We start from the raw sequence: 26475 nt of genomic DNA, 5'->3' as shown, positions 1-26475 counted from the left end.
GACGTCCTTGGACGTTGACGCGAAGTGTTCAGCAGATGACATGTCCCTGACGTGACTTCATCTGGGCTATATCAGCGGAGCTATAGGGCAGGGGGATCCGTGGCCCGGCCGGTCACATGCCCTCACGGAGGGCGAACTCCTCTCCCCCGGCCTCCCACCAGGCCAGATACCGCGGCCGTCGTCGCACCAGCGACAGATAGGCGGCCAGCAGACGCTCGCACGCCGCGTCGGCGAGCCCGGGCGAAACCGATTCCTCGTTCCAGGCCAGGAGCAGCCGGCGGTGGAACGGGACGTCCACGAGCGGCCGCTGCACCGTGCCCGGGGCGGAGATGTCGGCAGTCGGCCATACGCCGCAGACGGCACGCCGGCCGGCGACCAGGATCTGCGCCACGGACAGGTCCGGGGTCACATGGGCGATGCGCGGAGTGAATCCCGCCGACCGGCAGGTGAGATGAAGGTACGCGTGCATGCCGCTCTCGTCGGCCTCCGGCATGACCCAGTCCTCGTCGGCCAGTTCAGGGAGGCTGACCATCTCCTGGCGTGCCAGCGGGTGGTCTTCGGCGAGCAGGACGAAGACCGGCTCGCGGAGCAGTGTGCGGGTCGCCACCGACTCGCCGACCGGAAGGGGAAAGCCGGGGAACTCACCGAACACCGCGATGTCGCATTTCGACAGGCTCAGCGATTTCACCAGGGTGTGCACGGAACGGCGGGCGTCGATGGTGAGTCGGCGTTCCGGGACCAGTTCGAAGAGGGCGGAGACCAGCAGGGACACCAGAGGGCCGGCGGTTCCGCCCGCTCTCAGCGGCGCGGCGGCCTGTCTGTCGGCCTCCGCCGCCACTCGCGCGTATTCGCGCAGCCGGTCGAAGCCGACGACGAGGTCACGGGCGCAGCGCAGGACGTATTGTCCGTTCTCGTTCGGTTTCACCCCGTCGGCGCTGCGGATGAAGAGCGGGCCGCCCAGTTCTTGTTCGATCCGCTTCAGCTGAGCGCTCGTGGCCGGCTGAGAGAGCTGCAGCCGTGCGGCGGCCTTGCGGATGCTGCCGGCCTCGGCGACGGTGAGCAGGATACGGAGGTGCCGGAACTCGAGGTGCATGAACATTCCCCGCTCAGCGTCGGGGGACCGCTGCAACCCCCGTGACCTGCATAACCAGCTCTCCGACGGCATGGTGACCGAAACTCCGACGGACCCGTCGGGGCGGCAACCACGGGACGGTAAAACCTATGTGCGAATGCTACGGCGTGTCCCGGCAGCTGCGCACTCCACGCTCCGGTAACGAAAAACCGGCTGGCTGCGCTGCAAGTGATGAGGACTGCGGGGGCTCCGGGAGGCCGGTGGCGAACGAGGCCATTTTTGGCAATCGTTACGTTTGTTGGACTATAAAGTCGGCGTAAACCCCTGTGGTTGAGGGAGGGCACGGGAGTACGGTTCCGGCGCTCGGCAGTAGGAGATCAAGTGCGGCCGTAGGGGCGGCCGCGACTTACGCCGAAGAAGCCGGAGACAATCCATGCGTGTGTATTCCGCACGGCGCAGACCGCGCCGCGAGGCGGAGCGCGGTGGCAGAAAGGTACTCGCCGCCGTGGCCACCGCACTTCTGATAGCGGGGACGGGACCCGTCGCCGCGTTCGGGGCGAGCGACACGGACTCCAGCCGCCATGAGGTGGCGGGCGAGGAGTCCCATGAACTGATGGAGTCCCTCGACGCCTTCAACGAGCCTAGGCTCTCGCCCAGCGGCGAGATCGCGCCGGGCGCTTACGCCGACGCCTGGGCGCACATCAAGAACATGCCCGTCAGGTCCGGCAGTTGGTCCGAGGTCACCACCTCCCCGTACAACGAGGACGCCCTGCACTACCGTGACCAGTCGGCCTCCAACTCCGGAGGCGGCGCGGGGCACTCGGCGGGCCGGATCGCCGCCCTGGCCACCGATCCGACCCACCGGGGCGTGGTCTACGCGGGCGCCGCGGGCGGCGGTGTGTTCCGCTCCACCGACGACGGGAACACCTGGACGCCGATCGCCGACCGGCTGCCCGCCCTGTCCGTGGGCGCCCTCGCGGTCGCGCCCGACGGCTCGCTGTGGCTGGCCACCGGCGAGGCGACCACCGCCTCCGACAACTACCTGGGCAGCGGCGTCTACCGGCTCGCGGACCCGGCCACCGGCACCTTCAGCGAGAGCGACAAGGTGGGCGGCACGGAACTGGACTCCGCCTCCATCCACACCCTCACCTTCGACAAGGCCGCCGGATACGTCTTCGCGGCCTCCTCTCACGGCGTCTTCCGGCGCCCACTGTCGGCCGGCCAGTCCTCCGCCTGGACGAAGGTCCTCGCCCCGTGCGCGGGCGTCGGCATCAGCGGCGTGAGCTGCGGAGTGGACGGCCACTACGCGGACATCGCCAACGACATCGCCGTACAGCCCGGCACCGACGGCAAGAAGCTGCTGGCCAATGTGGCCTGGCGAAGCGGTGCCGACTACAACGGTTTCTACTACTCCGACGACGCGGGCACCACCTGGAAGCGTGCCAACCCGACCGGCGCGATCAACCCCGCCGAGATCGGCAACGCCGCCTTCGCCTACGCGGCCGACGGCAGCAGGCTGTACGTCTCGATGGAGTCCCCCAAGCTCCTCAACAAGTCCTCCGGTTCCGGCGTGTACTCCGTGCTCGCCGGTGTGTACGTCAGCCAGAGCGGCAACGCGAACGGCTCGTTCAAGCAGATCGCGACCTCCTCGTCGCTGTCGACGAGCGGCTCCGCGATGAAGGTCAACGAGATCGGCAGCGGCTACCAGCCCGGCTCCCAGGCCTGGTACGACCAGGTCATCGCGGTCGACCCGAGCGACCCGAACCACGTCTACCTGGGCCTCGAGGAGATGTTCGAGTCCCGGGACGGCGGGGCGACCTGGAAGGCGATCGGCCGGTACTGGAACTTCGGCATGCCGTGCTTCTCGTACGACCCGGCCGCGAACACCTGCGACGGCGACGTGATGCACTCCGACCAGCACGCCCTCGCCTTCTCGCAGTGGAAGGGCAGCACGCCGGAGGTGTTCGTCGGCAACGACGGCGGTGCCTACGCCCGTCCGACCACCCAGACGACCGCCGGCTGGCGCAACCTCAACGAGTCCGGCACCCTGCGCGACCTCCAGTACTACTCGGTGCGCGCGGGCAGGATGACCGACGGCAGCGGCGACGCCGTCTGGGGCGGCCTGCAGGACAACGGCGTCTCTCTGCTCGCGCCCAAGGGCGCCACCTACCAAGGACGACAGCAGCTCAACCCGGACGGCGAGATGGTCTCCCCGTTCGGCGGTGACGGCGGCGACCAGCTGGTCAACCCCGCCAACGGCTGCCAGACGGTCGGCGAGTACGTCGACCTGGCGCTGCAGATCACGAACAACTGCGGCTACACCGCGAGCGACGACGGCTCCGAGGACGTCATCACCGACATCGCACCCGGCGACCCCGGTGCCCGCTTCATCGCCCCCTTCAGCGCGGACGAGACCGACCCGAACGGCCTGTGGGTCGCGGGCGGCCAGTACGTCTGGGGCAACACCAAGACCTGGAACACCACCTCCGGCGCCGACTGGACCAAGCTGTACGACCTGGGCGCGGGTCACTCCGCCTCGGCGGTCGCCAGCCGGGGCCACGTGACGTGGGCGGCCTGGTGCGGCCCGTGCGGATCGGTCGACGAGACCTTCGGGCGGGGCATCGCCACCAACCAAGGCGGCACCTGGCACCAGGTGAACCTGCCGGCCTCCTTCCCCAACCGCTACATCTCCTCTCTGGCCATCGACCCGTCCGACGCCTCCGGCAAAACGGTCTACGCGGTGATCAACGGCTTCTCGCGGCACTGGAACGAGGGCCCCGGCGCCGGCTACGGCCACGTCTGGAAGACCACCGACGGCGGCACGACCTGGACGGACATCAGCGGCGACCCCGCGGCCACGGACTCCTTCCCGGACGCCCCGGCCAACGCGGCGCTCATCACCGAGAACGGCACCCTCGTGGTCGCCACCGACCTCGGCGTGTTCACCAGCACCTCGGCGGGCCACTGGGTGCGCCTGGGCACGAACCTGCCCACCTCGCCGGCGGTGTACCTCTCGCCCAGCCCGGACGGCAGCCAGGTGTACGTGGCCACCCACGGCCGCGGCATCTGGAAGACCCGGACGCCGTGAGCCACACCGGAACCTGCTCCGCTGTGCCACGCGTTGCCGGACACGACGCAGAGCCAAGGCGCCTGATGATCACTCATCGCAGTGCCTTCTGCTCCCAGCGAGCCGGGTGACGGCCAGGCCCGACGCGGGATGTCCCCAGCCAGAGTCCGGCTGGGGACATCCCGCATGCGCGGACGAGAAGACGTTCGTCAAGGATGGTGGCCGGGTCGGTGCCCTCGGGCGGCGTCCTGCGGCCTGGTCACTGGCCGGACGGCCTGATGCGGCAGCCCGTGAGCCGCTCGGGCCGGATCGACACCCACATCTCACGTCTGCCGCCCGCCCATGACTCGGTGTGGGCGTGCTCGGCAAGCCGCCGCACGGCGTCGGGCTCCGTGACGGCACGCGCGGGGCCGACGACGAGTACGCTCCAGCCCTGGCTCATGGCCTCGTCCACATGGTCGACCTCGAAGGCGACCTCCTTCCCCGCAGCCGCCGCAGGCACGGAGTCGGGTGCCGTCCGGTACGCGATCGCGCCATCGATGACCTCGTAGTTCACCGGTACCACCGCCGGGCCGTCGAGGGTCGTCACCGCCACGCGGCCCACGCCGTGGGTGGAGAGCAGGGCGCGGCATTCGTCGGGGCTGAGGTCCCGAAGCTCGGGGTGCAGGAGCGCGTGGCCCTGGCCCGGCGGCAGATCGACACCGCCCCCGCGCAGCGCCGCCACGCTGGTATCCAGTGCCGAGGCCAGACGGAAGAGCGTCGCCAGGCTCGGATCGGCCGGGTTTTCTTCGAGGTATGCGAGGTAGTCCGGCGCCATTGCGGCGCGGCGGGCGGTTTCGTTCCGGCTCAGACCCTGTCGCTCGCGCTCGGCGGCCACGCGTCGTCCGATGTCGCCGGGGTTGGGTTCCGCCTCTCGCAGGGTCCTGCCGGACACCACACCCGCCTCCGCAGTGCCGTGCCCGGGCGGCATGTCGGTGTTCCCGGGCCCGTGCTCGAGATGACGGACGTGCGCGTCGGGTCCGGGGAACACCAGCGTCACCTCATGGGTGTCCGACCAGCGCACGTCGTAGGGAGGCGTTCCATCCGCATGGTGGAGTCCGACGATCTCGCCGTCACGCCGGGTGTCGCCCGTCGTCGGACTTTCGATGACGAGTTGATCGCCGAGTCGAGCTCTCATGATCGCCACCGTCTCCTCATGGTGCCCTGTACTCCTACGTGCCACATACGGCGTGCCGCGGCGTTCGGCCCGGAACTCGGTGGCCGAGCTGCCGTGTCCCCGGACCGCCCGCTCCGGAGGCGGGCCGGGCGGCCCCCCCCCCCCCCCCCCCGGGCTTCGAGTTCCGAAGGACGGTGGGGCGGCAGCTACGAGGCCGGGTGTCTGCCTGCGTCTGTGGGTGACCCACGGAGGGTGGCCAGACGGCGGTGGTATTCCTCCTCGTCGATCTCGCCGCGCGCGTACCGTTCGGCGAGGATGTGCTCGGGGCCGTTGCCCGGAGGCGTCTTCTGCCAGGTGCTGCGCCATCCGCCGGGAGGGAGCGGGCGGGCCAGAGCCCGGAAGAGCAGGACACCGAGGGTGATGAGCAGCGCCCAGAACAGCAGCGTGCCGACCGACATCACGAGCCAGCCCCAGCCGTTCATGCCGTGGCCGTACCAGAACATCATTTTCTGCCTCACCTTCCCAGGTCGTCCCGGGCACGAGCCCGCGGCGGCAGATCTCTCGAGATCCATCGTCGCTCGTCTCCGGGCGAAAGGGCGACGGGCCGGACGGCCCTGCTCCAGGGCCACCGAGCCCTGGGTGGGGCTCTCCCGGCGGAGGGCGAAGACCAGCCCCCGTCCTGGAATCCACAACACCGTCCGACGACAGCCCCGCCCACCCCTCGAAGCGGGCCTTCCGCCAGAACACCCGCCGATGCGCACCCTGCCGGGGGGTGGTGATCAGTGTGCGCGACTCATCACACGACATGAGCCCGCCACTCGTGGGCCGCGTCCTCGCTGCCACCGGGATGTCGTCGAGTGGGTTCGGCTCGTCGGGCATTCTTGAGGCTGGGCCGGCGACATGGTGAGGGGAGCTGTGGTGGACGAGCGCGCGCACGATTCGCGTGAGGGAGAGGCAACCGCGATGTCTCCGCAGCTGCGGCTGGATGCACTGCTGGAGGACCTGCAGCAGCAGGTGGCGCAGGTCCGGGGGGCCCGCGACCGCGTCCACACGCTGCTCGACGCGGTGTTGGCGGTCGGCTCCGACCTCGACCTGGAGGTGGTGCTGCGCCGCATCGTGGAGTCGGCGGTCACCCTGGTCGACGCCCGGTACGGGGCGCTCGGCGTGCTGGGCGAGGAAGGCACGATCAAGCAGTTCGTCACGGTCGGCATGGACGAGGAGGCCATCGCCCGCATCGGGTACTACCCGCGCGGCGAAGGCATCCTCGGGCTGCTCATCCGGCACCCGGAGCCGCTGCGCCTGGCGAATCTGGCCGAGCATCCGGCGTCCGCCGGCTTCCCGTCCGGACACCCGCCGATGACGAGCTTCCTCGGCGCCCCCGTCCGGGTGCGCGACCGGGTCTTCGGGAATCTGTACCTGACCAACAAGCAGAGCGGTGCGGAGTTCGACAGCGACGACGAAGCGGTGATGCAGACCCTGGCCGCGGCAGCCGGTGTGGCCATCGACAACGCCCGGCTGTACGACGAGGCGCATCGCCGGCAGCGATGGCTGGCAGCCAGCAACGAGCTGACCCGTAGCCTCCTGTCCGGCGCTGAGCCCGGCGCGGTGCTTCAGTCCTTCACCGGCGCCGTGCGGGAGATGGCCGGCGCGGACCTGGTCACTCTGGCGGTGCCCGTCGGCCACCGCGGCGAGTTGGTCATCGAGGCCTCCTCAGGCTCGCAGGCCGAGGAGGTCCGCGGACTGGTGCTGCCCGCCACGACACTGGCCGCGAAGGTCTTCACGTCCGGGGAGACGATCACCAACGAGGCCCTGAGCGCCGACCCGAGCTCCCAGGGCGGCAGTGCCTCGGTCGTGGAGCTCGGGCCGGCCTTCTTCGTACCCCTCGGCACCCGGGAGCACGTCCGCGGAGTACTGCAGGTCGCGAACCTACCGGGCGGCGCCCTCTTCACCGACGCCGTGATCGACATGGTCACCGGGTTCGGCAATCAGGCCGCGCTGGCGCTGGACGTCGCCGAGCACCGGCAGAACACGGAACGCATGGTGGTGCTCAACGACCGCGACAGGATCGCCCGGGACCTGCACGACCTGGTCATCCAGCGGCTGTTCGCCGGCGCACTCACACTGCAGTCCACTCTGGGCCAGGTCTCCGACCGGCCGCAGGTGAACGAACGGATCCAGCGGGTCGTGGACGACCTGGACGACACGATCAAGATCATCCGCTCCACCGTCTACGCCCTCCGCGAGGGTGATCAGGCCCGTCGCGGCAGCGGGCTGCGTGCCCAGCTGGTGGCCGCCACCGAACGGGCCACCGAGACGCTCGGCTTCGCACCCGCGCTGCGCATGACCGGGCTGCTCGACACGGCCGTGCCCGCCGAGCAGGCCGAGCAACTGCTGGCCGTGCTCGGCGAAGCCCTGTCCAACACAGTTCGGCATGCACACGCCAGCATTGTCGACGTCGGCGTCGAGGTCACCGACGCCGCTCTGAAGCTGCGTGTCGCCGACAACGGCCGCGGAATCGACCCGGCCGTCACCCGCCGCAGCGGCCTCGCCAACCTCCGCCGACGCGCGGAGGAAATGGACGGCACGTTGACGCTGTCCGCGAACCAACCCAGCGGCACCGTCGTCGAGTGGGTCGTCCCGCTCCTCTCAACCGCCTGACGCTGCCCGTCCGCGGTCGGCGTCGCGACCGTTGACGGGCGTTCGGTCCGCTCACCTCACGCCCGCCTCAGTCGGCCGTTCAAGGGAGCCGCCGGGGCTGAGCGTGCCCATGCGCTGCCAGGTGTTCCTCGGGTGTCACCCTTCTACGTGGGCGAGCCACAGGTCGGGGCCGAAGACCTCGTAGCGGATGCCGCGCGCGGGGATGCCGTCCTGGAGCAGCTGGGTGCGTAGGGACCGCATGAAGGGGAGCGAGCCGCACAGGTACACGTCCGCGTCGGCGGGCAGGTCCAGGCCGTCGAGGTTCATCAGACCCGTGTGGGAGCCGGATTCCTCGGTTGCGTCCTGCTCGTACCAGAACTCCTCCCTCGCGTCGGGCAGCTGCTCCAGCAGACGGCGGGTGTCGGCACGCAGCGGCGCTCGCCGTCACGGCCGGGATCCGTCGCGCGGATCCGACAGGCATGTCGATCAATCAGACGGGGCCGCACTGGGAATAGGGCCGAACTTCCCCGGCGACAGGGCCCGTCGGTACGGTCCCCAGCGCAAGCCCTGGCACCCGGCCTCACGCGGGATGACCGGCGCACCGGATCGAGAGAGGTCTCACTCGTGGGGAACTACGGCCAGCGGGCAGCCGACGTGATGGATGGCGGCATGGGTCACGGGGCCGATGCTCGGGAGCGTCGGCCGCTCCGACATGCGGCGGCCGACGACCAGGAGGCCCGCCGCGGAGGCGGCCCGGACCAACGCGGTGGAGGCCTTGCCCTCCACAACGGTCTCCAGGACCTCCGTCTCGCGGTACTTGTCGCGCCACACCGTCAACACCGCGGACAGGAACTCCTGCCACTCCTCGGCCCGCGCGGGATCGTTGACCAGGCCGATGTCGCCGGGACCGAGACTGATCGCGGACGGTGACTGCCAGGCGTACACGACGCGCAGCCGGGCCCGGCGCAGCCGGGCTGCCTCGAACGCGAACTTGATCACCTCGTCGCAGGCATCGGTGAGGTCGATGCCGAGCACCACATCGCGGCAGCCGTTCCGGGTGGACGGGCTGCCGTCGTCGGCCGGGAGGTGCTCGTCGTCGCCCTCCTCCCCCTTCCGCACGAGGACCACGGGGCGCCGGGCCTCGGCGACCACGCCTTGGGCGACCGAGCCGACGAGAAGTCCGCTGAGGCCGCTGAGTCCGCGGGAGCCCAGCACCAGCAGTTCGGCCTGCTCAGCGGCCTTCAGCAAGGCCGCGGTCGCCGGGCCCTCGACCTGCTCGTCGGTGAGGCGCGCGCCGGGTACGGCGCCGCGGATGCGCTCCCCCGCCTGCTTCAGGACACGACTCGCCAGGTGCCGCTGCGCGGCGATGGGGGTGCCTCCCTGCTCGAGCGGAGCCGAGAGCTTGGAGGAGCGCTCGCCTACCGTCCGACGAGGATGCCAGTTCCAGGCGTGCACCAGACGAAGCGGTCGGTGACGACGCACCGCCTCCCGCGCCGCCCACTCGGCGGCGGCGAAACTCTCGGACGATCCGTCGACTCCGGCGATGACGGGCGAAAGCACGGTGCGCACCTCCTGCGCTCGGTCTGCTCGGTTACTGCCAGCATCTTCCTGCGACCACCCGGCGGATATGGGCCGCAAAGACCGCGCCAGGTCCATTCGGCCCTGCAACCGTCCCGAGTCTTCGTCGGAGAGTCCGGGGCACGGTGGCGTCCTGGTGATCGACCTGGACGTGGTCGACACGGTGAGTCTTCGGGCGGTGGAGGCGGCATGGCCGGTGAGAAGGCGGCGAAGCTGCCGCGCAAGGTGTACGAGAAGGAACTGCTCCGCCTGCAGACGGAGTTGGTGAAACTGCAGGAATGGGTGCGGGCCGAGGGCGCCCGGCTGGTCGTGGTCTTCGAGGGCCGGGACGCGGCGGGCAAGGGCGGCACCATCAAGCGGGTCGCCGAACACCTCAATCCGCGGGTGGCGCGGATCGCGGCGCTGCCCAGACCGACCGAGCGCGAGCGCAGCCAGTGGTACTTCCAGCGTTACGTCGAGCACCTGCCGGCGGCCGGGGAGATCGTGCTGTTCGACCGGTCCTGGTACAACCGGGCCGGGGTCGAGCACGTGATGGGGTTCTGCTCCAAGGAGGAGTACCAACTGTTCCTGCGGCAGTGCCCGATCTTCGAGCGGATGCTCGTGGAGGACGGGATCCTGCTGCGAAAGTACTGGTTCTCGGTGAGTGACAGCGAGCAGCAGGAGCGGTTCCGGCGCCGCCTGGAGGATCCGCTGCGCCGCTGGAAGCTGTCACCCATGGATTTGGAGTCCATCACCCACTGGGAGGCCTACTCGCGGGCGAAGGACGAGATGCTGGTCCACACCGACATCACCGAGGCGCCCTGGTTCATCGTGGAGAGCGACGACAAGCGGCGAGCGCGGCTGAACATGATCGCCCATCTGCTGGACTCCGTCCCTTACCACGACGTGCCGCCCCCCGTCCTCGAGCTTCCGCCTCGGCCGCCGTCGACCGGCTACGAGCGCCCACCGCGCGATCTGCAGACCTACGTCCCCGACCACGCGGCGAGCCTGTGAACCGCCGGTCGCCTTCCTGCCACCCGCAGGGGTACGACGGCGACGGGGCAGCCGGAATGATGCGGCACCGCGTGGGCGACGCGGCCGAGTCGGAGGCCCTGGTGGTCCTCGCGGCGCCGGCCCCTGGGACGAGCAGGTCGGCGTCGGCCGAGGCGTCGAGCAGGACCTGCCGGGCGTGCCCCTCGACGGTCTCGACGTAGGCCGGGGCGCCCCGCAAGGCGGCTCCCGGCCGCTGCATTCATGGTCTCGTCTCTCCTCTGCGGTGGTGCCTGCGCTGTGACAGTGGTGTGTCAGTCGTGCGCGACGACGGCGACAGGAGCGGTGGCGTGGTGCAGGACGGCGTGGGTGACGCTCCCGATGTGGGCGCCGACGGAGGAGCGGCGGATACGCCGGCCGACGACGACCAGGGAGGCTTCGCTGGAGGCGTCGATCAGGAGGAGCGAGGGGCTGCCGCACCGGGACCGCTCGACGACCTCGACGTCCGGGTACTTCTGCCGCCACGGGGTCAGCGCCTCGGTCAGGGCGGCGGCGACGCCCTTCGCCATTTCCCGCTGGACTGCGGGCTCCAGGGCCATGCCGTAGGCGTAGTAGGGCGGCCGGTTCCAGCCGTGCACCACCCGCAACGGCACCGAGCGGCGCGCAGCGGCCTCGAAGGCGAACTCGATCGGCGCCGCGCTCGGGCGGCTGACGTCCAGTCCGAGAAGGACGGGGCGGAACGGTGTGGCCGCGGAGGGGATACCCGCCGGGTCCATCTCGTGCTCGTCCGCGGCCTGCTCGCCGGCGCGGACCAGGACGACGGGCCGCTCGGTGCGCGCCACGACCGAGAGCCCGACCGAGCCGACCAGGAAACCGCCGATCCCGCCCAGACCGCGCGAACCGAGGACGAGCATCTCGGCGTCCTTTGCCGCACTGACCAGAGCTTCGGCGGGCACTCCGGTGAGTTGCTCGGTGGTCACCTCGACGCCCGGGTGGCGCAGCCGCAGCCCTTCGGCGGACTCGCGGGGGATCCTCTCCCAGCCTTCGGCCGGGGGTACCCCCATCTCGCTGAGCTCGGTCCAGTGCTGGTGCGTCTCGGCACCCAGAAGCGGTGCCTGAGCCATGGGCTCCGGCACCGGCTCCCAGACGTGGACGAGCTTCACCGGCAGTCCACGCAACTGCGCCTCACGGGCCGCCCACTCGGCGGCGGCGCGGCTTTCGGCCGAACCGTCGAGACCCACGGTGATGGTGCGGGGCATGTTCTCCACCTCCTGAACCGGGGCCCTGAAGGGACCCGATTCCAGCGTCGTGTTCAGGGGTCGGTGCGGGGCAGGGGCCACTGGTCCTCCAGCAACGACTTACGGGCCCCGCGCACAGGTCGGCGGGACGGATCCGGGGCGGGGTCGGACCCGCCCGCGTGCGGGTCAGCGCAGCCAGGTGTGGTCGCGGACGATGGGCAGCCGCGCCCACAGCCGGCCCAGGCCCCAGGTGGCGCCCGCGCCCGCTGCCGCCACAACGATCAGCGCGACGGCGTAGATGACGTGGTAGTCGGCGAACGGATTCGTCGACATGCTCGGCGATCCGTCCGACAGGTGCCTGGCCGGCGGCCACTCAGCGATCCACATCAGCGCCATCATCGCCGTGCCCGCCACCGCGGCCGGCCGCAGCGCCACACCGGCCATGACGGCCAGACCGATGCCGAGCAGACCCAGCATGAAAAGCCAGTCCGCCCAGGTGTCGCCGGCCCACGAGTGGAACGTCGACTCCATCGGCCCGGCGGCGACGGAACCGAGGAAGCCCTTCGTCGGCGACCCGCCGTCGATCCATCCCTTGCCGGACGCGGTGGCGTAACCGAAGCCGAAGGTCTTGTCCAGGAACGCCCACAGGAAGACGAATCCGGTCAGGATGCGCAGGGACGCGAGGGCGAAGGCCTGCGCGGTGCGCGTGTCGGGGTGTGCCGACACGGCGGGCGCGGAGGCAAAGACGGTCCGGAGCCGGCGCAGGGCCGGCAGGTGGAATCCCGGGCTCCGGTGAGGGTGCTCGTGTAGGGCCATGATCGTGATCCCTTCGGGGTCTGGGTCGCCCTGTCTCGACGTCCCACACTCTCGCCGGGTGTGCCGGATTGCACCGGATGCCGAAGGGCTCCAGCCCTGGGGCTGAACGTCCCTGTCCGCGGGGTCCGTTGGCGGGAGACGTGCAGCCCTGCCGATGAGACGCCGAACATGTCCCGCGGACGATCGCGCCCAGTGGATGCCGAGCCCGGACAGAGGGGCGGCACATGGCGCGGGACTCGGGTGGACGCGCTCGCCGTGTACGCCCCCGTCCGCGTGATCGACCTGGCGGGATTCCACCGCCTGGCCTCCTTCCGCCGCCGCGAACTCATTCGACTGCGCGGCTCGCGCTCCCGGCCTCCTGCGACCCGGAGGACGGCGACGAACACGGAAGCCGCTCTTCCGCGCACGGAGCGCCCCGTTCAGGGACGTGTGGCCCTGCTCCGGACCGGATGGCCCCTCGCCGGACCCCGGCCCCCGCCACACGCTGGAGGTGCCAGTTTCCACACCTCGACCGGGAGGCAGGCCATGAACACTCCGAGCATGCTGCGCGCGCTATCCGCCGAGTACCGGCAACGACTCATGGGTCTCGCCCGGGAGGTCTCCTTCCCGCAGGGAACACGCATCTTCAACGAGGGTGCTCGCGCGGACCGGTTCTGGATCCTCCGCACTGGCTCGATCGAGCTCGACGCGCACGTGCCCGGCCGACGTACCGCCGTCATCGAGACCCTCGGTCACAACGAACTCGTCGGCCTGTCCTGGTTGTTCGCGCCGCATGTATGGCACCTGGGCGCCACAGCGTCGACCCCGGTTCGCGCCTACGAGTTCGATGCCACGGCCGTCCGCTCCCTGTGCCAGGACGACCCGGCTCTCGGCCAGGCCATCACCAGGTGGGTCGGCGAGGTGCTCGCCCACCGCCTGCGCTCCACCCGTACCCGACTGCTGGACCTCTATGCCCCGTACGGCGCCGGCAGCGCCGTGTGAACGGGCCGACGCCACGAAGGAGTCACCATGCACGGCACCCCACACATCGTCAGTGCGTCATGTCCCACACGGTCGCCGCCGTCGGCCGCCGGGCCGCGTTCGAGGAGATCGTGCATCTGATGCAGGACTGGAAGGTCAGCGCCGTACCGGTCCTCGAGGGCGAGGGCCGCGTGGTCGGCGTCGTCAGGCTCAGCGGACATGCCTGGGGCACGTCCTCCGTGCCCGTGGCCGCGCGTCTGGTCCGGGCCGTCGAGGGTGTGGTCGACGTGGAGTTCGGGCTGACGCGTTCCGAGGGCTCGACGGCAAGGACCGTTACCCCCGCCAACGGTGACGCGAGCCTGCCTCCGGCCTGACCGACGAGGTGCTGCGCAGCGTACGGAGCTCACCGGGGCGCTGCGTCACACACTGCTGTGGCCCCGGTCAACGGCAGGTGTGGGCCTGTCGGTCGGCTCGGCGCCGGCGCTGCGGGCCTCAGTGAGGTCGCATTCCACGTCCACGACACCCTCCACGGCTCGAGTCAGACGTGCGGCGAGGGAGATGAGCGGGGAGTCCGCGATCCGACCGCGGAGGGTCACGACTCCGTCTCTCACGTCCGCGTGGATGGTATGTGCGAGGGCTGGGAAGAGCGGGGCGATGACGATGCGGCGGACCTCTTCCTCAAGGTCCTCGTCCGACCGCAGGAAGACCTTCAGCAGGTCGGCGCGGCTGACGATCCCCCGCAGCATCCCTTCGTCGTCCACGACGGGGAGCCGCTTGATGTGCTTCACGGCCATGATCCGGGCCGCCTGCGCCAAGGTGACGTCGGGATGCACGGTGATCGCCGGGGTGGTCATGAGGTCTCCGGCGGTCGGACCTCCGGCCTTGGCCGTGGCGGACAAGCGCTCTCGCGGCTCGGACAGGCTCGGGACACCGGCGCGGAACTCCTCCTTGGCCAGCACGTCGGCTTCGGACACCACCCCGATGACGCGGCCGTCGCCCTCCAGGACGGGCAGGCCGCTGACCTTCCACTGCTCCATGGTCCTGACGATTTCCCTGAACGGCGCGTCACGTCCGACGGCCACCACCGCCATGGTCATCACATCGCTCACGATGTGCGGTGTCCCGGCCATGAAGACCTCCTCGTGCCACTACCTGGCCGGGCGCGGCAGGAAGCGCACAGCGCCTCGTCTGAAGGCATCGGTGCGTCGCGGCCTCGGCCCTGTACCTCCAGCGTCCCAGGGGAGCGACCGGTCGGAACCCGGCCGAAGGTCCCCGTCCCAGGGCCATTGCGCCTGTCGCGGGCCTCGTCCGGCGGTGCGACGGTGGTGACAGGGGGCCTCACAGTGAGCTGCGACGGGAAGGCGGTGGGGACGATGGAGCTGCCCCTGGTTGTCGGCGCCGACGGTTCGCAGTCCAGTCTTCGGGCGGTGGACTGGGCTGTGGACGAGGCAGCGCGCCACGGACTGTCACTGCGGCTGCTGTATGCCTCCCTGTGGGAGCGCTACGAGGGCAGCCGGCCGGCCTTCAGCACCGAGCGTCCCTCCGAGGAGGTCATGGCGGAGCACATCGCCGCGTCCTGCGCGGAGCGTGCCGAGCGCCGCAACCCTGGGGTCAAGGTATCGGCCGAGGTGCTGCCCGACGAGGCCGTGCACGCACTGGTCCAGGCGGGCCAGGAGGCGTTCGCCGTGGTGGTCGGTTGCCGGGGCCGGGGTGAGGTCGCGGGGATGCTGCTGGGCTCGGTGAGCCTGGCGGTGGCGGCGCGCGCCGTGAGTCCGGTCGTCGTCGTCCGTGGTCCCGAGCGAAACCGGGACGGCCGGCTCGGGCGGGTGGTGGTCGGCGTCGGGGACTCCCCCGAGAACGAGGCCGCCGTCGGCTTCGCCTTCCGTGAAGCCCAAGCACGCGGCTGCGCCCTTCACGCCGTCCGCGCCTGGCGGCGTCCGGCCCATGCACACCGGGACAGCCCCCTCGTTGCTGACGACGCGGGCACCACGCACGAGGAAAGGGCCGCCATCGCTCTCACAGCGGCGCTGCGTGAGGCCGAACGAGAGCATCCCCGTGTTCAGGTGCACCGCCGCACGGTGCAGGGACCCGCGCACAAGGTGTTGCTCGACACCGCGGCGGACGCGGACCTTCTGGTCGTCGGCGCGCAGCGGAACCCCGGCCACCATGGTCTTCAGCTCGGCCGGGTCGCCCACGCCGCACTGCACCACGCGGACTGCCCCGTCGCCGTCATTCCCCAGAGGTCATGAAGGCGAGCGCTTCAGCCACGGAGGCGGGAGGGCGGATGGCGGAGTGGATCTGGGAGTACGAGGGTTACGATCCCGCTGCCGAGCGGCTGCGCGAGGCGCTGTGCACGCTCGGCAACGGCCGTTTCGCCACCCGGGGCGCGGTACCCGAGAGCAACGCGAGCCTGGTGCACTGTCCGGGGACCTACGTCGCCGGCTGCTACAACCGTCTGGAGTCGACGGTGGGTGGACGGCGCGTGGAGAACGAGGACCTGGTCAATCTCCCCGACTGGCTGCGTCTGCGGTTCCGCTCGCACGCCGGTGGCGCCGCGGGCCCGTGGTTCTCGGCCGACACCGAGCGGCTGCTCGACCACCGTCACCTCCTCGACCTGCGCCGGGGCACGCTGACCCGTAGGTTCCGCTACCAGGACGAGGTAGCCGGTGTGCTGGGGGTCGAGCAGGTGCGGCTGGTCCACATGGGAGACCCGTATCTGGCCGCTCTGCGAACGGTGTTCACGGCCGAGGACCTGCCGGTGGAGCTCGAGGTGGAATCCTCGATCGACGGTGCCGTGATCAACGGCAACGTGCACCGCTACCGGTTCCTCAACCGCAAGCACCTGATCGGTGTCCATACGGGTGCGGTGGAGCCGGGCACGGGATGGCTGAGCTGCCGCACCAGCACCTCGGACATCGGTGTCGCCATGGCGGCACGGACGGTGGTCACCGGGCAACCGCCGGTGGTGTCCGAGCTGCGTCCCGGCCGGCAGCGTGCCGTGCACCGCCTGGTGATCCCCGTGGAGCCCGGCCGCCCAGCCGTGGTGGACAAGACGGTCGCGCTCCACACCTCACGCGACACGGCCATCGGCAGTCCTCTCCAAGCGGCGCTCGACCGGGTGGCCACCGCACAGGACTTCGACGCTCTGCTGGAATCGCACACCGCCGCATGGGCCCGGTTGTGGCGACGCGCCGACATCCAGGTGCCCGGCGAGGCGGGCCGTATCCTGCGCCTGCACCTGTTCCACGTCCTGCAGACGCTGTCACCGCACACCGCCGACCTGGACGTCGGCGTGCCCGCACGCGGTCTGCACGGCGAGGCCTACCGAGGGCATGTCTTCTGGGACGAACTGTTCGTCCTGCCATATTTGGACCTGCATCTGCCCGAGATCTCGCGCGCCGTGCTGAACTACCGCTACCGCCGCCTGCCACGGGCCTGCCGCGCGGCGGCCGAGGCGGGAAGGTCCGGGGCGATGTACCCGTGGCAGAGCGGCAGCGACGGCCGCGAGGAGAGCCAGGTGCTGCACCTCAATCCCCGCTCGGGCCGCTGGCTGCCCGACAACTCCCGCCTCCAGCACCATGTGGGCTCCGCTGTCGCCTACAACGTGTGGCGGTACTGCGAGGCGACCGGCGACACCGAGTTCCTGCACACCAAGGGCGCGGAGATGCTGGTGCAGATCGCCCGCTTCTGGGCCTCCACCGCGGTCCTCGACCACGGCTCCGGCCGTTTCCGCATCCTGGGCGTGATGGGCCCCGACGAGTACCACGACGGCTATCCGGACGCGGTCCGGCCGGGGCTGGACGACAACACGTACACGAATGTGACGGCGGCCTGGGTACTCAGCACCACCCTCGACCTGCTGCGGCGCCTGCCTGCCTGGCGCCGCGAGGAACTCATGGACCGTGTGGGGGTGGCAGACGAGGAACCTGCCGAGTGGGAGGAGATCTCACGGCGGCTGCGCGTGCCCTACCACCAAGACGTCATCAGCCAGTTCGACGGTTACGGGGACCTCGCCGAACTCGACTGGGACGCCTACCGCGCACGGTACGACGACATCAGGCGGCTGGACCGCATCCTCGAGGCCGAGGGCGACACCGTCAACCGCTACCAGGCCTCCAAGCAAGCCGACGTGCTGATGCTGGGGTACCTCTTCTCCCCGGCCGAACTGCGCGACCTCTTCCACCGCCTCGGATACGCCATGGACGACGAGGTGTGGCGCAGGACCCTCGACTACTACCTCCGGCGGACCAGCCATGGCTCCACGCTCAGCGGCCTGGTCCACGGCTGGGTGCTCGCACGCGCCAAGCGGGCCGAGGCATGGACGTACTGCCGACAGGCGCTGGAGGAGGACATCGCCGACCTGCAGGGCGGCACCACCGGCGAGGGCATCCACCTCGGCGCCATGGCCGGCACCCTGGACCTCGTCCAGCGGTGCCTGCCCGGCCTGGAAACCCGTGAGGACTCGCTGTGGCTGGACCCGGTGCCCCTGCGGGAACTGTCGGAGTACGGATTCTCGCTGCGCTACCGCGCCCACTGGGGCATCGATGTGCGCCTGAGCAGCGGGCAGCTGTGGATGGGTGTCCCCGACTCCGACGGAGCACCGATCCGTGTCGCTCTGCCCGACCGCACCGTCACCATCGCTCCGGGCGAGACCTGCACACTGCTCCGCGCATAGCGCCCACTCGGCCGCCCTTCCCTGGCGCGCTGCCACGCAGTCGCGCAGCGTGGAGGTGAAGGACGGCATTCGGCGTGGCCGGAGAGGGTCACAGGAGAGGTGAGGCGTATGGGCGCGGAGACCGCCGGGCCTCGTGTCGTGGTCGGTGTCGACGGTTCATCGTCCTCGCATGCGGCGTTGCGCTGGGCCGTGCGGTACGCGGGTCTGATCGGCGGCACCGTCGAGGCGGTGGCCGCGTGGGATCTGCCGGGCGCGTACGGCTGGTCGGCTCTGGCCGTGGACGCCGACTTCGACGAGGCCGTCGCCCGGCAACGCCTGAAACAGGAGCTGAACGATGTGCTGGGACCCGAGGAAGCCGCCTCCGCCAGGGCGCTTGTGCTCCGCGGCAACACCGTCGACGTGCTTCTGACGGCCGCCGAGGGGGCCGAGGCGTTGGTGGTGGGCAGCAGGGGGCGGGGCGGGTTCGCCCGAGCCCTGCTGGGGTCCGTCAGCCAGCACGTCGCTCAGCATGCGAAGTGCCCGGTCGTCATCGTGCGCCCGGAGACGCGCTGAAGGCGCTCCGGCAGGCAGGCATGACGACGGCCCTCGGTAACGGTCCCACTCCCGCCGAGCGCGGGTGAACTCACTCAGCGCCCCTCCTGCCGCTGCCGGTCCCGGACCTGGGTGGCGATGACGGCGGCCTGGAATCATCCGCACCCATGAGGGCGCGGCACTGACCGCACGCGCCGGGCAGGCCGAAGGCCAGGGGGGCGTCGTGGCGTACGAAGCCGACGCCATCGACCCCGACACGCACCTCGGCTGGAGCGTCGTGGTCACCGGCTACGCCCACCTGGTGACCGACTCCGAAGAACTGGCCCGGTGGCGCCCGGTGCTCGGGCAGAGAGGTGCAAGCCGTACATCGTGCGGCCGCCGACGAGCTCACGTCCGGTGACCAGTTCGGGCTCGATGCGCACGAAGACCTCCTCGGATGAGGGAGCCCAGGAGCGCGGGCCGATCCGCTCCAGGCGTTCGACCTCGGCCGTGTCGGTCACGACGGCGGCCCGGCCGGTGACCACGACGCTCCAGCCGGAGTGGGTTTCCACGTCGACCGCGTCCGCTTCGAAGGCGACGACCGCGCCGTCGACCGCACGGGCCAGTTCCGAGGCCGCCGCGGTCCGTAGCAGCACCGCCCCGTCGCTGTCGAGGCCGAAGTCGACCGGCACGACCGCGGGCAGGGCCTGGCACGTGTGGACGACACGGCCGATGGGCACGGTCGGCAGCAGGCCCAGGCACTCGCGACGACCGAGTGCGCGGAAACCATCGTTCGGGTACATGAGCAGCACGTCTTTCGCCCGGTGGAGGGGGGTTACGTTCCATGCTGAGCCCGGCAACGGCCGCGGGTGAGGGGCCGGCAGTCCCGCCCTGACCGGAGAGCGGCCCGAGGAAGCGTGGCGGCGAAGGGGGGCCGTCCGGCCCTTCCGGCCCGCCCATCGGCCCGGATGTCCCCTGACCATGGCCGAAACCCACATCACGTCCGCACTGCCGCCACACCGAACGCGCCTTCGGCGGAACGACCGTCGTGGACCTGGACGGCGAAATCGACATCCTCACGGCACCACCTCTTGGGGAGCGCCTCGACGACCTGACGGCGCCCGTCCACCCCGACCTCATGCTGGACCTTCGCGCAGCCAGCATGGTGGCCGCGCGCATAACCAACCCCCGAACTATGGTGCCCCGCCACATGTGCGCCTGACCTGCGTGTTTCTACCGTGTCCCAGCACGTACCCGTCCCCACCGCACACGAGGAAGTGGCGCACATGGCCTCCGCAGCATCCGCTCCACCCACGCCCGCCAGGCTCCCCAGGATCGTCGCCGCCAGCCTCATCGGCACCACCATCGAGTGGTACGACTTCTTCCTCTACGGGTCCGCAGCCGCGCTCGTCTTCAACAAGCTCTTCTTCCCCGACTCCGACCCGCTGGTCGGCACGCTCCTGTCGTTCCTGACCTACGCGGTCGGGTTCGCCGCCCGTCCGCTCGGGGCCCTGGTGTTCGGGCACTACGGCGACCGGCTCGGGCGCAAGAAGCTGCTGGTGCTGAGTCTGCTGCTGATGGGCGGGGCGACCTTCGCCATCGGGCTGCTGCCCACGCACGCCACCGTCGGCAGCGCCGCACCCGTGCTGCTCACCACGCTGCGTCTGGTGCAGGGCTTCGCGCTCGGCGGCGAGTGGGGCGGCGCCGTTCTGCTCGTGTCGGAGCACGGCGACGCCCGGCGACGGGGCTTCTGGGCCTCGTGGCCGCAGACCGGCGCGCCGGCCGGGCAGTTGCTCGCCACAGGTGTGCTGTCGTTGCTGACCGCCGTGCTCTCCGACGACGCGTTCGGCTCCTGGGGCTGGCGCATTCCGTTCCTCCTGTCCGGGGTACTGGTGATCGTCGGTTTGTGGATTCGTCTGTCCGTCGATGAATCGCCCGTCTTCCAGCAGGCGTTGGCTCAGGCCGAAGCCCGTAAGGCGGCCTCCGACGGCGATGCGGAGAAGTTGCCGCTGGTGTCCGTGCTGCGCCACCACTGGCGGGACATACTGGTCGCGATGGGCGCCCGCATGGCGGAGAACATCAGCTACTACGTGATCACCGCCTTCATCCTCGTCTACGCCACCACGTCGGCCGGCGTTTCCAAGCAGACGGCCCTCAACGCCGTCCTCATCGGCTCCGCCGTGCACTTCGCCGTCATCCCGGCCTGGGGCGCGCTGTCGGACCGGATCGGCCGCCGGCCCGTGTATCTGCTGGGCGCGGCCGGAGTCGGCCTGTGGATGTTCCCGTTCTTCTCGCTCATCGACACCGGCGGCTTCGGGAGCCTGATCATTGCCGTGACCGTCGGTCTCGTTCTGCACGGGGCGATGTACGCGCCGCAGGCGGCCTTCTTCTCCGAGATGTTCGCGACCCGCATGCGCTACTCGGGTGCGTCGATCGGTGCCCAGTTCGCGTCGGTGGCGGCCGGCGCTCCGGCCCCGCTCATCGCGACCGCGCTGCTGTCCGACTACGGCAGTTCCACGCCGATCGCCCTGTACGTGATCGCCGCTGCCGTACTGACCCTGATCGCCGTCGGCGCCGCCAAGGAGACACGCGATCGCGACCTCGCCCGGGTCGAGTCCGCGGACACCGAGCCCTCGGGGGCCCGAGCCGCTGATGCGCGGACCGTCTGAGTCCGACTCTTCCCGGCCGGCCCCGTGCGTTCACGCGTGCGGGGCCGGTGCGCGTCGTACCAGCGGCGTACCGAGTGAGCCGCTCAGCGTCAGGGCCGGGACGACAACCGGTGCAGTCGAAGCGCCAGTTGTATCTCCAGGGCGCGGGCGGGGCTCTGCCAGTCGTCCCCGAGGAGCCGGCCCACCCGCTCCAGGCGCTGCGCCACCGTGTTCACATGGACGTGCAGTTCGTCCTTGGTGCGGGCCGGGCTCATCCCGCAGGCGAAGTACGCGTCGAGCGTGCGGACGAGGTCGGTACCGCGCCGTTCGTCGTAGGCGACGACCTCACCGATCGTGCGTTCGACATAAGCGGCGATGTCCCGGTCGCCGGCGAGCAGCAGGCCCAGGAAGCCGAAGTCCTCGGCGGCGGCTCCGTCCCCTGCGCGGCCCAGCAGGCGCAGGGCGTCGAGGCAGCGCTGTCCCTCCGCGTAGGCGGCGGCCACGGCGTCGGGGTCGCCGGTGAGGTCCTCGACGGGGGCGGAGGCGCCGACGGTGACCGGTTCGTGGACCGCGGTGCCGAGGTGCCGGGCGGTGCGGCGGGCCAGGTCCGTCGCCGTGTCACCTGCTTCGAGCGGCAGCAGAAGCACCGTACCGCCGTCGCGGGCGGCGGCGAGTCCGTGCCGTGTGGCCGCGAGGTGGGACGCGGCGGACCACAGGCGGCGACGGGCGGCCGCTTCCTGGTCGGCGTCGGCGGCGGCGCCGTCCAGGCGGGCGGCGAGCACCACGTGGGTGGCGTCGAGGTCCGCGTGCAGCCGGGCGGCGCGTTCGCGCAGCACGCGCGGATCACGGTCGCGGGCATCGAGCAGGTCGTCCAGCAACTCGCCCCGGACGCGCTGTTCGGCCTCGACGGCCGAGCGGCGGGCCAGCAGCAGCAGGGAGGTGACCATGGCCGCGCGCTCCAGGGTGCGCTGGTCGACGGGGTCGAGCCCCGGATGTCCGCGCACCACCAGCGCACCGAGCAGTTCGCCGCCGGCGGTCACGGCGGCGATCCAGTCGTCCCCGTGCCGTACGGCGTGGCCCTCTGCGCGGGACGCCTCCAGGGGCGCGGCGGGCGCGGCGTCCGCCTCGGTGAACTCGACCGTGCCGTCCAGGACCTGGGACACCGCTGCCGCCACGTCGTGGACGCCACCGCCGCGCAGGACGAGTTCGGCGAGCCGGTCGTGGACGTCCGAGGCGCGCTCGATGACCGCGCTGCGGTCGCGGATGATCTCGTTGGCACGGGCGAGCCGGTCCAGGGCCGAACGTGTCTCGGTGAGGAGGTTGGCGGTGTCGATGGCGGCGGCGGCCAGCGCCGCGAACGAACCGAGGAGCGCGATCTCCTCCCGCTCGAAGACCCGGGCCCGCCGGTCGGCGGCGAACAGCACTCCGATGACCTGGGCGCCGATCATCAGCGGCACGCCGAGGATCGCCACGAGCCCCTCGTCTCGCACGCCCGTGTCGATCGTCCAGGTGTGCTGGAAGCGGTCGTCCTCGAAGTAGTCGGGGGTCACATACGGGCGGGCGGTCTGGGCGACGAGCCCGCCGAGCCCCTCCCCCATGCCGAGCCTGAGCTGCTGGAAGCGGGCGGCGACCGACCCCTCGGTGACCCTCATATAGGTGTCGCCCGCGGCCTCGTCGTGCAGGGTGAGATAGGCGATGTCGGTGCTCAGCAGGGAGCGGGCGCGCTGGACGATCGCCTGCAGGACGGCGTCGAGATCGCGCAGCCCGGCCAGGTCGTGGGCGGTCTCGAAGAGCGCGGACAGCTCCGCCTCGCGGCGGCGTCTGCCTTCCATCTCGGCGCGCACGTGCAGCGCGAGCCGCTTGGCCTGCTCGAGCGCGCGGATGCGCTCGGGCGGCAGGCCCTCGGCGCGGGCGAGCAGCACCGGCTGCTCGTAGGCGTCGGCCGAAGCGCCCCGGGCCAGGAGCTCCAGGAAGGGCGCCTCGGCGCCGGTGCCGGGGCGCTGCGCGGACTGTACGTGATCGCGGGACATGCCCCCAGAATGGCCCACGACCGGCCTGGACCCATCGGGCCTGTGGACAACTTCCGACATGTTCCTGCTCAGTGGGCGGTCCAGCCGCCGTCCAGGACCAGCGACGTACCGGTGATGAAGGACGCCTGCGGGCTGCAGAGATAGGCCACCGCCTCGGCGACCTCCTCCGGTTCGATCAGCCGTTTGACGGCGCTGTCCTGGAGCAGCACCTCGGACAGCACGCGTTCCTCGGGGATTCCGTGTGCCCGTGCCTGGTCGGTGAGCTGCTTCTCCACGAGGGGTGTGCGCACGTACGCCGGGTTCACACAGTTCGAGGTGACGCCGTGCGGGGCGCCTTCCAGGGCGGCGGTCTTCGAGAGTCCTTCCAGCCCGTGCTTGGCGGAGACGTACGCCGCCTTGTACGCGGAGGCGCGCAGCCCGTGGACCGACGAGATGTTGACGATACGGCCCCAGCCCTGCCCGTACATGTGGGGCAGCGCTCCGCGGATGAGCCGGAACGGGGCTTCCAGCATCACCGTCAGGACGGTGTGGAACACGTCGGGCGGGAACTCCTCGAGCGGCCGAACCAGTTGGATCCCGGCGTTGTTGACGAGGATGTCGGTGCCGGCGGCGGCGTGTTCGGCGGCGTCCAGGTCGGTGAGGTCCAGGACGTGTGGTTCGACGGTGCCCGCGAGGTCGCGGGCCGCACCGGCGAGGGCGTCGAGGCCGGCGGCGTCCCGGTCGACCGCTCTCACCTTGGCCCCGGCGGCGGCCAGCCGCAGCGCGCAGGCGCGGCCGATGCCGCCGGCGGCGCCGGTGACGAGGGCGGCTCGTCCGCCGAGATCGACTGAGGTGGTGTGGGGGTGGGGCACGGTCATGTGCCGACCCTAAGCAGCGCTGGTGCCCCACCCCATATGGCCATCACCCATACTTCACAGTGAATTCGTGGGGTCGAACCATGTGGGTGCATCCGATAGGGCCTGCTTGATCCGCACCAGGCCGTACTCGTTCAGCTCCGGCAGAGAGTCCACCGGGAACCAGCCGACCTCCAGGGACTCGTCGTCGTTCACGCGCGCTTCGCCCCCGACGGCCCGGCAGCGGAACGTGATGTCCATGTACTGGCAGGTGTCGCCGTTGCCGTAGGTCACCGGAGTCAGGGCCTGCACGAGGACCACGCGTTCGGCCACGCACCGCACGGCCGTCTCCTCGTAGACCTCGCGCACGGCGCAGGCCGCGGGCTGCTCCCCCGGCTCCGGGATGCCGCCGATCACCGACCACCGGCCGGTGTCGGCCCGGCGTCCCAGCAGCACCCTGCCGTCGTCGTCGAAGACGATGGCGGTGACGCCGGGGAGCCAGAGCAGCTGATGACCGGCGGAGGCCCGGATGGTCCGGATGAAGTCGGGAGTAGCCATGGGCAGACCCTAGCGGGTCGGTTCCGCCACTCCCGCGTCTTCGGGACGGACGACCTGCACCTTGCGGTCGCGGCGGCCGCGTGCCGCCGACGCCGCCGCCCACCCGAGGCCGCCGGCCGCGACGAGCACCAGGAGCATCTCGGGGAGGGTGCCGAGCCGGGTGGCGGGGGTCGTGTAGGAGCGCAGTGGCACCTTCTGGACGAGCGAGTCGGCGACGAACATGCCCGTGCGCTGGGTGATCCTCCCGTCGGGCATGATGATGGCGCTGACGCCGCTGGTCACCGGGACGGTGACCGTACGGCTGTGCTCCACCGCCCGCACACGGGACATGGCGAGCTGCTGGTAGGTCATCTCGCTGCGGTCGAAGGTCGCGTTGTTGCTGGGCACCGAGATCAGCTGGGCGCCGTCGGTGACGGTCGAGCGCACCGTCCAGTCGAAGGCCGCCTCGTAGCAGGTGACCAGCCCCACCTTGGCGCCCGCCATGGTGAACACACCGGGCTTGTGTCCCCGGCTGAAGTCCTGGCGCACCATCGCCGTCCAGTCGGGGTTGATGGCGTTCAGCAACGAGCGCAGCGGAAGGTACTCGCCGAACGGCTGCACCTGCCGCTTGTCGTAGGTGTCGACCGGGCCCTTGGCCGGGTCCCACAGGATCTGCTCGTTGTAGAGCCTGCCGCCCCGCTCGACGACGCCGCCGACCGAGATGGGCACCCCGATCGCCTTGGCGGCGCGGTCGATCACGGCGGCGGCGTCGGGGTTGGCGAAGGGGTCGACATCGGAGGAGTTCTCGGGCCACAGCACGAAGTCGGGCCGCGCGACCTTGCCCGCCTTGACCTCGGCGGCCAGACGCTCGGTCTCCCTCGCGTGGTAGTCCAGTACGGCGCGTCGCTGGGCGTTGAACTCGAGTCCGGAGCGCGGCACGTTGCCCTGGATGACGGCCACGGTCGCGGTCCCGTCCTCCGCCTTGTCGCTGACCAGGGAGCGCGCGGCGACAGCGCCCGCCACCGGAGCGGCGACGCTGATCAGCGCCGCGACGGCCGCCCCGCGCCGCAGCGCGTTTCCGGTGCGCCGCCACTCCACGACGAGCCGCACTGTCTCGTAGAGCCCGAAGCCGCACAGGACGACCGCGAAGCCGAGCACCGGGGTGCCGCCGACCGCGGCGAGCGGCAGGAAGACACCGTCCGCCTGACCGAAGGCGATCTTCCCCCAGGGGAAGCCGCCGAACGGCACGTGCGCGCGTGCCGCCTCTCCGGCGATCCACACGCCCGCCGCCCAGACCGGCCAGGCGGGCAGCCGGGAGACCAGCGCGATGCCCGCGCCGACCAGCGCGATGAAAATCGCCTCCACCGCGACGAGCGCGAGCCACGGTCCGGAGCCGACCTCGACCCCGGTCCACACGAGCAGCGGCAGCAGAAAGCCGAGGCCGAACAGATAGCCGAGGCCGAGACCCGCCTTCCAGGTACGGCCGCGCAGGGCCCAGCCGAAGACGGCGAACGCCGGAAGGGCCAGCCACCACAGAGTCCGGGGCGGAAAACTGACGTAGAGCAGCACGCCGGACAGCGACGCGGCGGCGGCCGGAACGACACGCCGCACCCGGCGGACGCCGCGGGCGGGTGCTGGTGCGGCCGCGGGTTCGAGCTGTTCCGGCTCGCCCACGGATGTTGCAGTGACGGTCACCCGGGGAGTCTACGGCGCGCCACCACGGCGCGGACAGCGCGGCCGTGCCTGCAC

The 26475-nt window shown here is 71.0% G+C and carries 22 protein-coding genes and 2 pseudogenes; 11 read left to right on the top strand and 13 right to left on the bottom strand.

Going from position 1 to position 26475, the window contains the following annotated elements; genetic code table 11:
- Positions 1-112: 112 nt before the first annotated feature.
- Entirely contained in the window at positions 113-1093 is a 981-nt protein-coding gene (locus tag N8I84_RS36260; protein WP_263233700.1) for a LysR family transcriptional regulator, read from the bottom strand.
- 484 nt (positions 1094-1577) lie between these two features.
- Between N8I84_RS36260 and N8I84_RS36255 the strand changes: the two genes are divergently transcribed.
- Positions 1578-4160, top strand: a complete 2583-nt coding sequence (locus N8I84_RS36255; protein ID WP_263233698.1) for a WD40/YVTN/BNR-like repeat-containing protein — start codon at positions 1578-1580, stop codon at positions 4158-4160.
- 238 nt (positions 4161-4398) lie between these two features.
- On the opposite strand, the gene N8I84_RS36250 is transcribed toward N8I84_RS36255, so the two are convergent.
- A complete protein-coding gene (locus N8I84_RS36250; RefSeq protein WP_263233696.1) occupies positions 4399-5316 on the bottom strand; it encodes a pyridoxamine 5'-phosphate oxidase family protein in 918 nt (305 codons plus the stop codon).
- Positions 5317-5501: 185 nt separating this feature from the next.
- Positions 5502-5801 (bottom strand): SHOCT domain-containing protein, encoded by a 300-nt coding sequence (locus N8I84_RS36245; RefSeq protein ID WP_263233694.1) that lies wholly within the window; start codon positions 5799-5801, stop codon positions 5502-5504.
- Between the two features lie 457 nt (positions 5802-6258).
- Between N8I84_RS36245 and N8I84_RS36240 the strand changes: the two genes are divergently transcribed.
- Positions 6259-7953, top strand: coding sequence for a sensor histidine kinase (locus N8I84_RS36240; RefSeq protein ID WP_263233693.1), 1695 nt, complete (start codon positions 6259-6261; stop codon positions 7951-7953).
- A gap of 135 nt (positions 7954-8088) precedes the next feature.
- Here the strand turns inward: N8I84_RS36240 and N8I84_RS36235 are convergent, their stop codons facing one another.
- Both N8I84_RS36235 and N8I84_RS36230 read right to left on the bottom strand, forming a co-directional pair.
- Positions 8089-8259, bottom strand: coding sequence for a hypothetical protein (locus tag N8I84_RS36235; protein WP_263233691.1), 171 nt, complete (start codon positions 8257-8259; stop codon positions 8089-8091).
- 291 nt (positions 8260-8550) lie between these two features.
- Positions 8551-9492 (bottom strand): universal stress protein, encoded by a 942-nt coding sequence (locus tag N8I84_RS36230; protein WP_263233689.1) that lies wholly within the window; start codon positions 9490-9492, stop codon positions 8551-8553.
- Between the two features lie 207 nt (positions 9493-9699).
- Here N8I84_RS36230 and ppk2 point away from each other — a divergent pair, with 207 nt between their 5' ends.
- The gene (gene ppk2 / locus N8I84_RS36225) at positions 9700-10503 is read left to right on the top strand and encodes a polyphosphate kinase 2 (protein WP_263233687.1); all 804 of its coding nucleotides are present in this window, start codon (positions 9700-9702) and stop codon (positions 10501-10503) included.
- Positions 10504-10793: 290 nt separating this feature from the next.
- Here ppk2 and N8I84_RS36215 read toward each other — a convergent pair whose 3' ends face one another.
- A complete protein-coding gene (locus tag N8I84_RS36215) occupies positions 10794-11738 on the bottom strand; it encodes a universal stress protein (protein WP_263233685.1) in 945 nt (314 codons plus the stop codon).
- Between the two features lie 165 nt (positions 11739-11903).
- Positions 11904-12533: a hypothetical protein gene (locus N8I84_RS36210; RefSeq protein ID WP_263233683.1), complete on the bottom strand. Its 630-nt coding sequence runs from the start codon at positions 12531-12533 to the stop codon at positions 11904-11906.
- 525 nt (positions 12534-13058) lie between these two features.
- Between N8I84_RS36210 and N8I84_RS36205 the strand changes: the two genes are divergently transcribed.
- Positions 13059-13514 carry a Crp/Fnr family transcriptional regulator gene (locus N8I84_RS36205; protein WP_263233681.1) on the top strand — a complete coding sequence of 152 codons (456 nt, stop codon included), beginning with the start codon at positions 13059-13061 and terminating at the stop codon, positions 13512-13514.
- 27 nt (positions 13515-13541) lie between these two features.
- A pseudogene (locus tag N8I84_RS36200) lies at positions 13542-13699 on the top strand (CBS domain-containing protein); the annotation flags it as partial.
- 213 nt (positions 13700-13912) lie between these two features.
- Here the strand turns inward: N8I84_RS36200 and N8I84_RS36195 are convergent.
- On the bottom strand, positions 13913-14623 hold the full coding sequence (locus tag N8I84_RS36195) for a CBS domain-containing protein (RefSeq protein ID WP_263233679.1): 711 nt from the start codon (positions 14621-14623) through the stop codon (positions 13913-13915).
- A gap of 243 nt (positions 14624-14866) precedes the next feature.
- On the opposite strand from N8I84_RS36195, the gene N8I84_RS36190 reads away from it, so the two are divergent.
- From N8I84_RS36190 to N8I84_RS36175, 4 genes and pseudogenes are all read left to right on the top strand, one after another.
- Positions 14867-15742: a universal stress protein gene (locus N8I84_RS36190; RefSeq protein ID WP_263233677.1), complete on the top strand. Its 876-nt coding sequence runs from the start codon at positions 14867-14869 to the stop codon at positions 15740-15742.
- A 35-nt stretch (positions 15743-15777) separates the two neighbouring features.
- On the top strand, positions 15778-18168 hold the full coding sequence (locus tag N8I84_RS36185; RefSeq protein ID WP_263233675.1) for a glycoside hydrolase family 65 protein: 2391 nt from the start codon (positions 15778-15780) through the stop codon (positions 18166-18168).
- A gap of 108 nt (positions 18169-18276) precedes the next feature.
- A complete protein-coding gene (locus tag N8I84_RS36180) occupies positions 18277-18720 on the top strand; it encodes a universal stress protein (RefSeq protein WP_263233674.1) in 444 nt (147 codons plus the stop codon).
- A 133-nt stretch (positions 18721-18853) separates the two neighbouring features.
- A pseudogene (locus tag N8I84_RS36175) lies at positions 18854-19042 on the top strand (pyridoxamine 5'-phosphate oxidase family protein); the annotation flags it as partial.
- On the opposite strand, the gene N8I84_RS36170 reads toward N8I84_RS36175, so the two are convergent.
- Positions 18981-19481 carry a pyridoxamine 5'-phosphate oxidase family protein gene (locus N8I84_RS36170; protein WP_263233673.1) on the bottom strand — a complete coding sequence of 167 codons (501 nt, stop codon included), beginning with the start codon at positions 19479-19481 and terminating at the stop codon, positions 18981-18983. The pseudogene N8I84_RS36175 and the gene N8I84_RS36170 sit on opposite strands and share 62 nt — an antisense overlap.
- 245 nt (positions 19482-19726) lie before the next feature.
- Here N8I84_RS36170 and N8I84_RS42880 point away from each other — a divergent pair, with 245 nt between their 5' ends.
- Both N8I84_RS42880 and N8I84_RS36160 read left to right on the top strand, forming a co-directional pair.
- Complete coding sequence (locus N8I84_RS42880; RefSeq protein WP_313884316.1) at positions 19727-19900, top strand: hypothetical protein; 174 nt, start codon at positions 19727-19729, stop codon at positions 19898-19900.
- Between the two features lie 64 nt (positions 19901-19964).
- Positions 19965-21347 carry an MFS transporter gene (locus N8I84_RS36160; RefSeq protein WP_263233671.1) on the top strand — a complete coding sequence of 461 codons (1383 nt, stop codon included), beginning with the start codon at positions 19965-19967 and terminating at the stop codon, positions 21345-21347.
- Between the two features lie 89 nt (positions 21348-21436).
- On the opposite strand, the gene N8I84_RS36155 is transcribed toward N8I84_RS36160, so the two are convergent.
- The 4 genes from N8I84_RS36155 to lnt form a co-directional block, all read right to left on the bottom strand.
- Entirely contained in the window at positions 21437-23356 is a 1920-nt protein-coding gene (locus N8I84_RS36155; protein ID WP_263233670.1) for a helix-turn-helix domain-containing protein, read from the bottom strand.
- Between the two features lie 68 nt (positions 23357-23424).
- Positions 23425-24213 (bottom strand): 3-hydroxybutyrate dehydrogenase, encoded by a 789-nt coding sequence (locus N8I84_RS36150; RefSeq protein WP_263233669.1) that lies wholly within the window; start codon positions 24211-24213, stop codon positions 23425-23427.
- Between the two features lie 54 nt (positions 24214-24267).
- Positions 24268-24747, bottom strand: a complete 480-nt coding sequence (locus N8I84_RS36145; protein WP_263233668.1) for an NUDIX hydrolase — start codon at positions 24745-24747, stop codon at positions 24268-24270.
- Positions 24748-24756: 9 nt separating this feature from the next.
- Entirely contained in the window at positions 24757-26421 is a 1665-nt protein-coding gene (lnt, locus tag N8I84_RS36140; RefSeq protein ID WP_263233667.1) for an apolipoprotein N-acyltransferase, read from the bottom strand.
- Between the last annotated feature and the right edge of the window lie 54 nt (positions 26422-26475).

This window comes from Streptomyces cynarae, assembly GCF_025642135.1.
GTDB classification, from domain to species: Bacteria; Actinomycetota; Actinomycetes; order Streptomycetales; family Streptomycetaceae; genus Streptomyces; species Streptomyces cynarae.
This window is presented reverse-complemented; position numbering and strand designations above follow the sequence as displayed.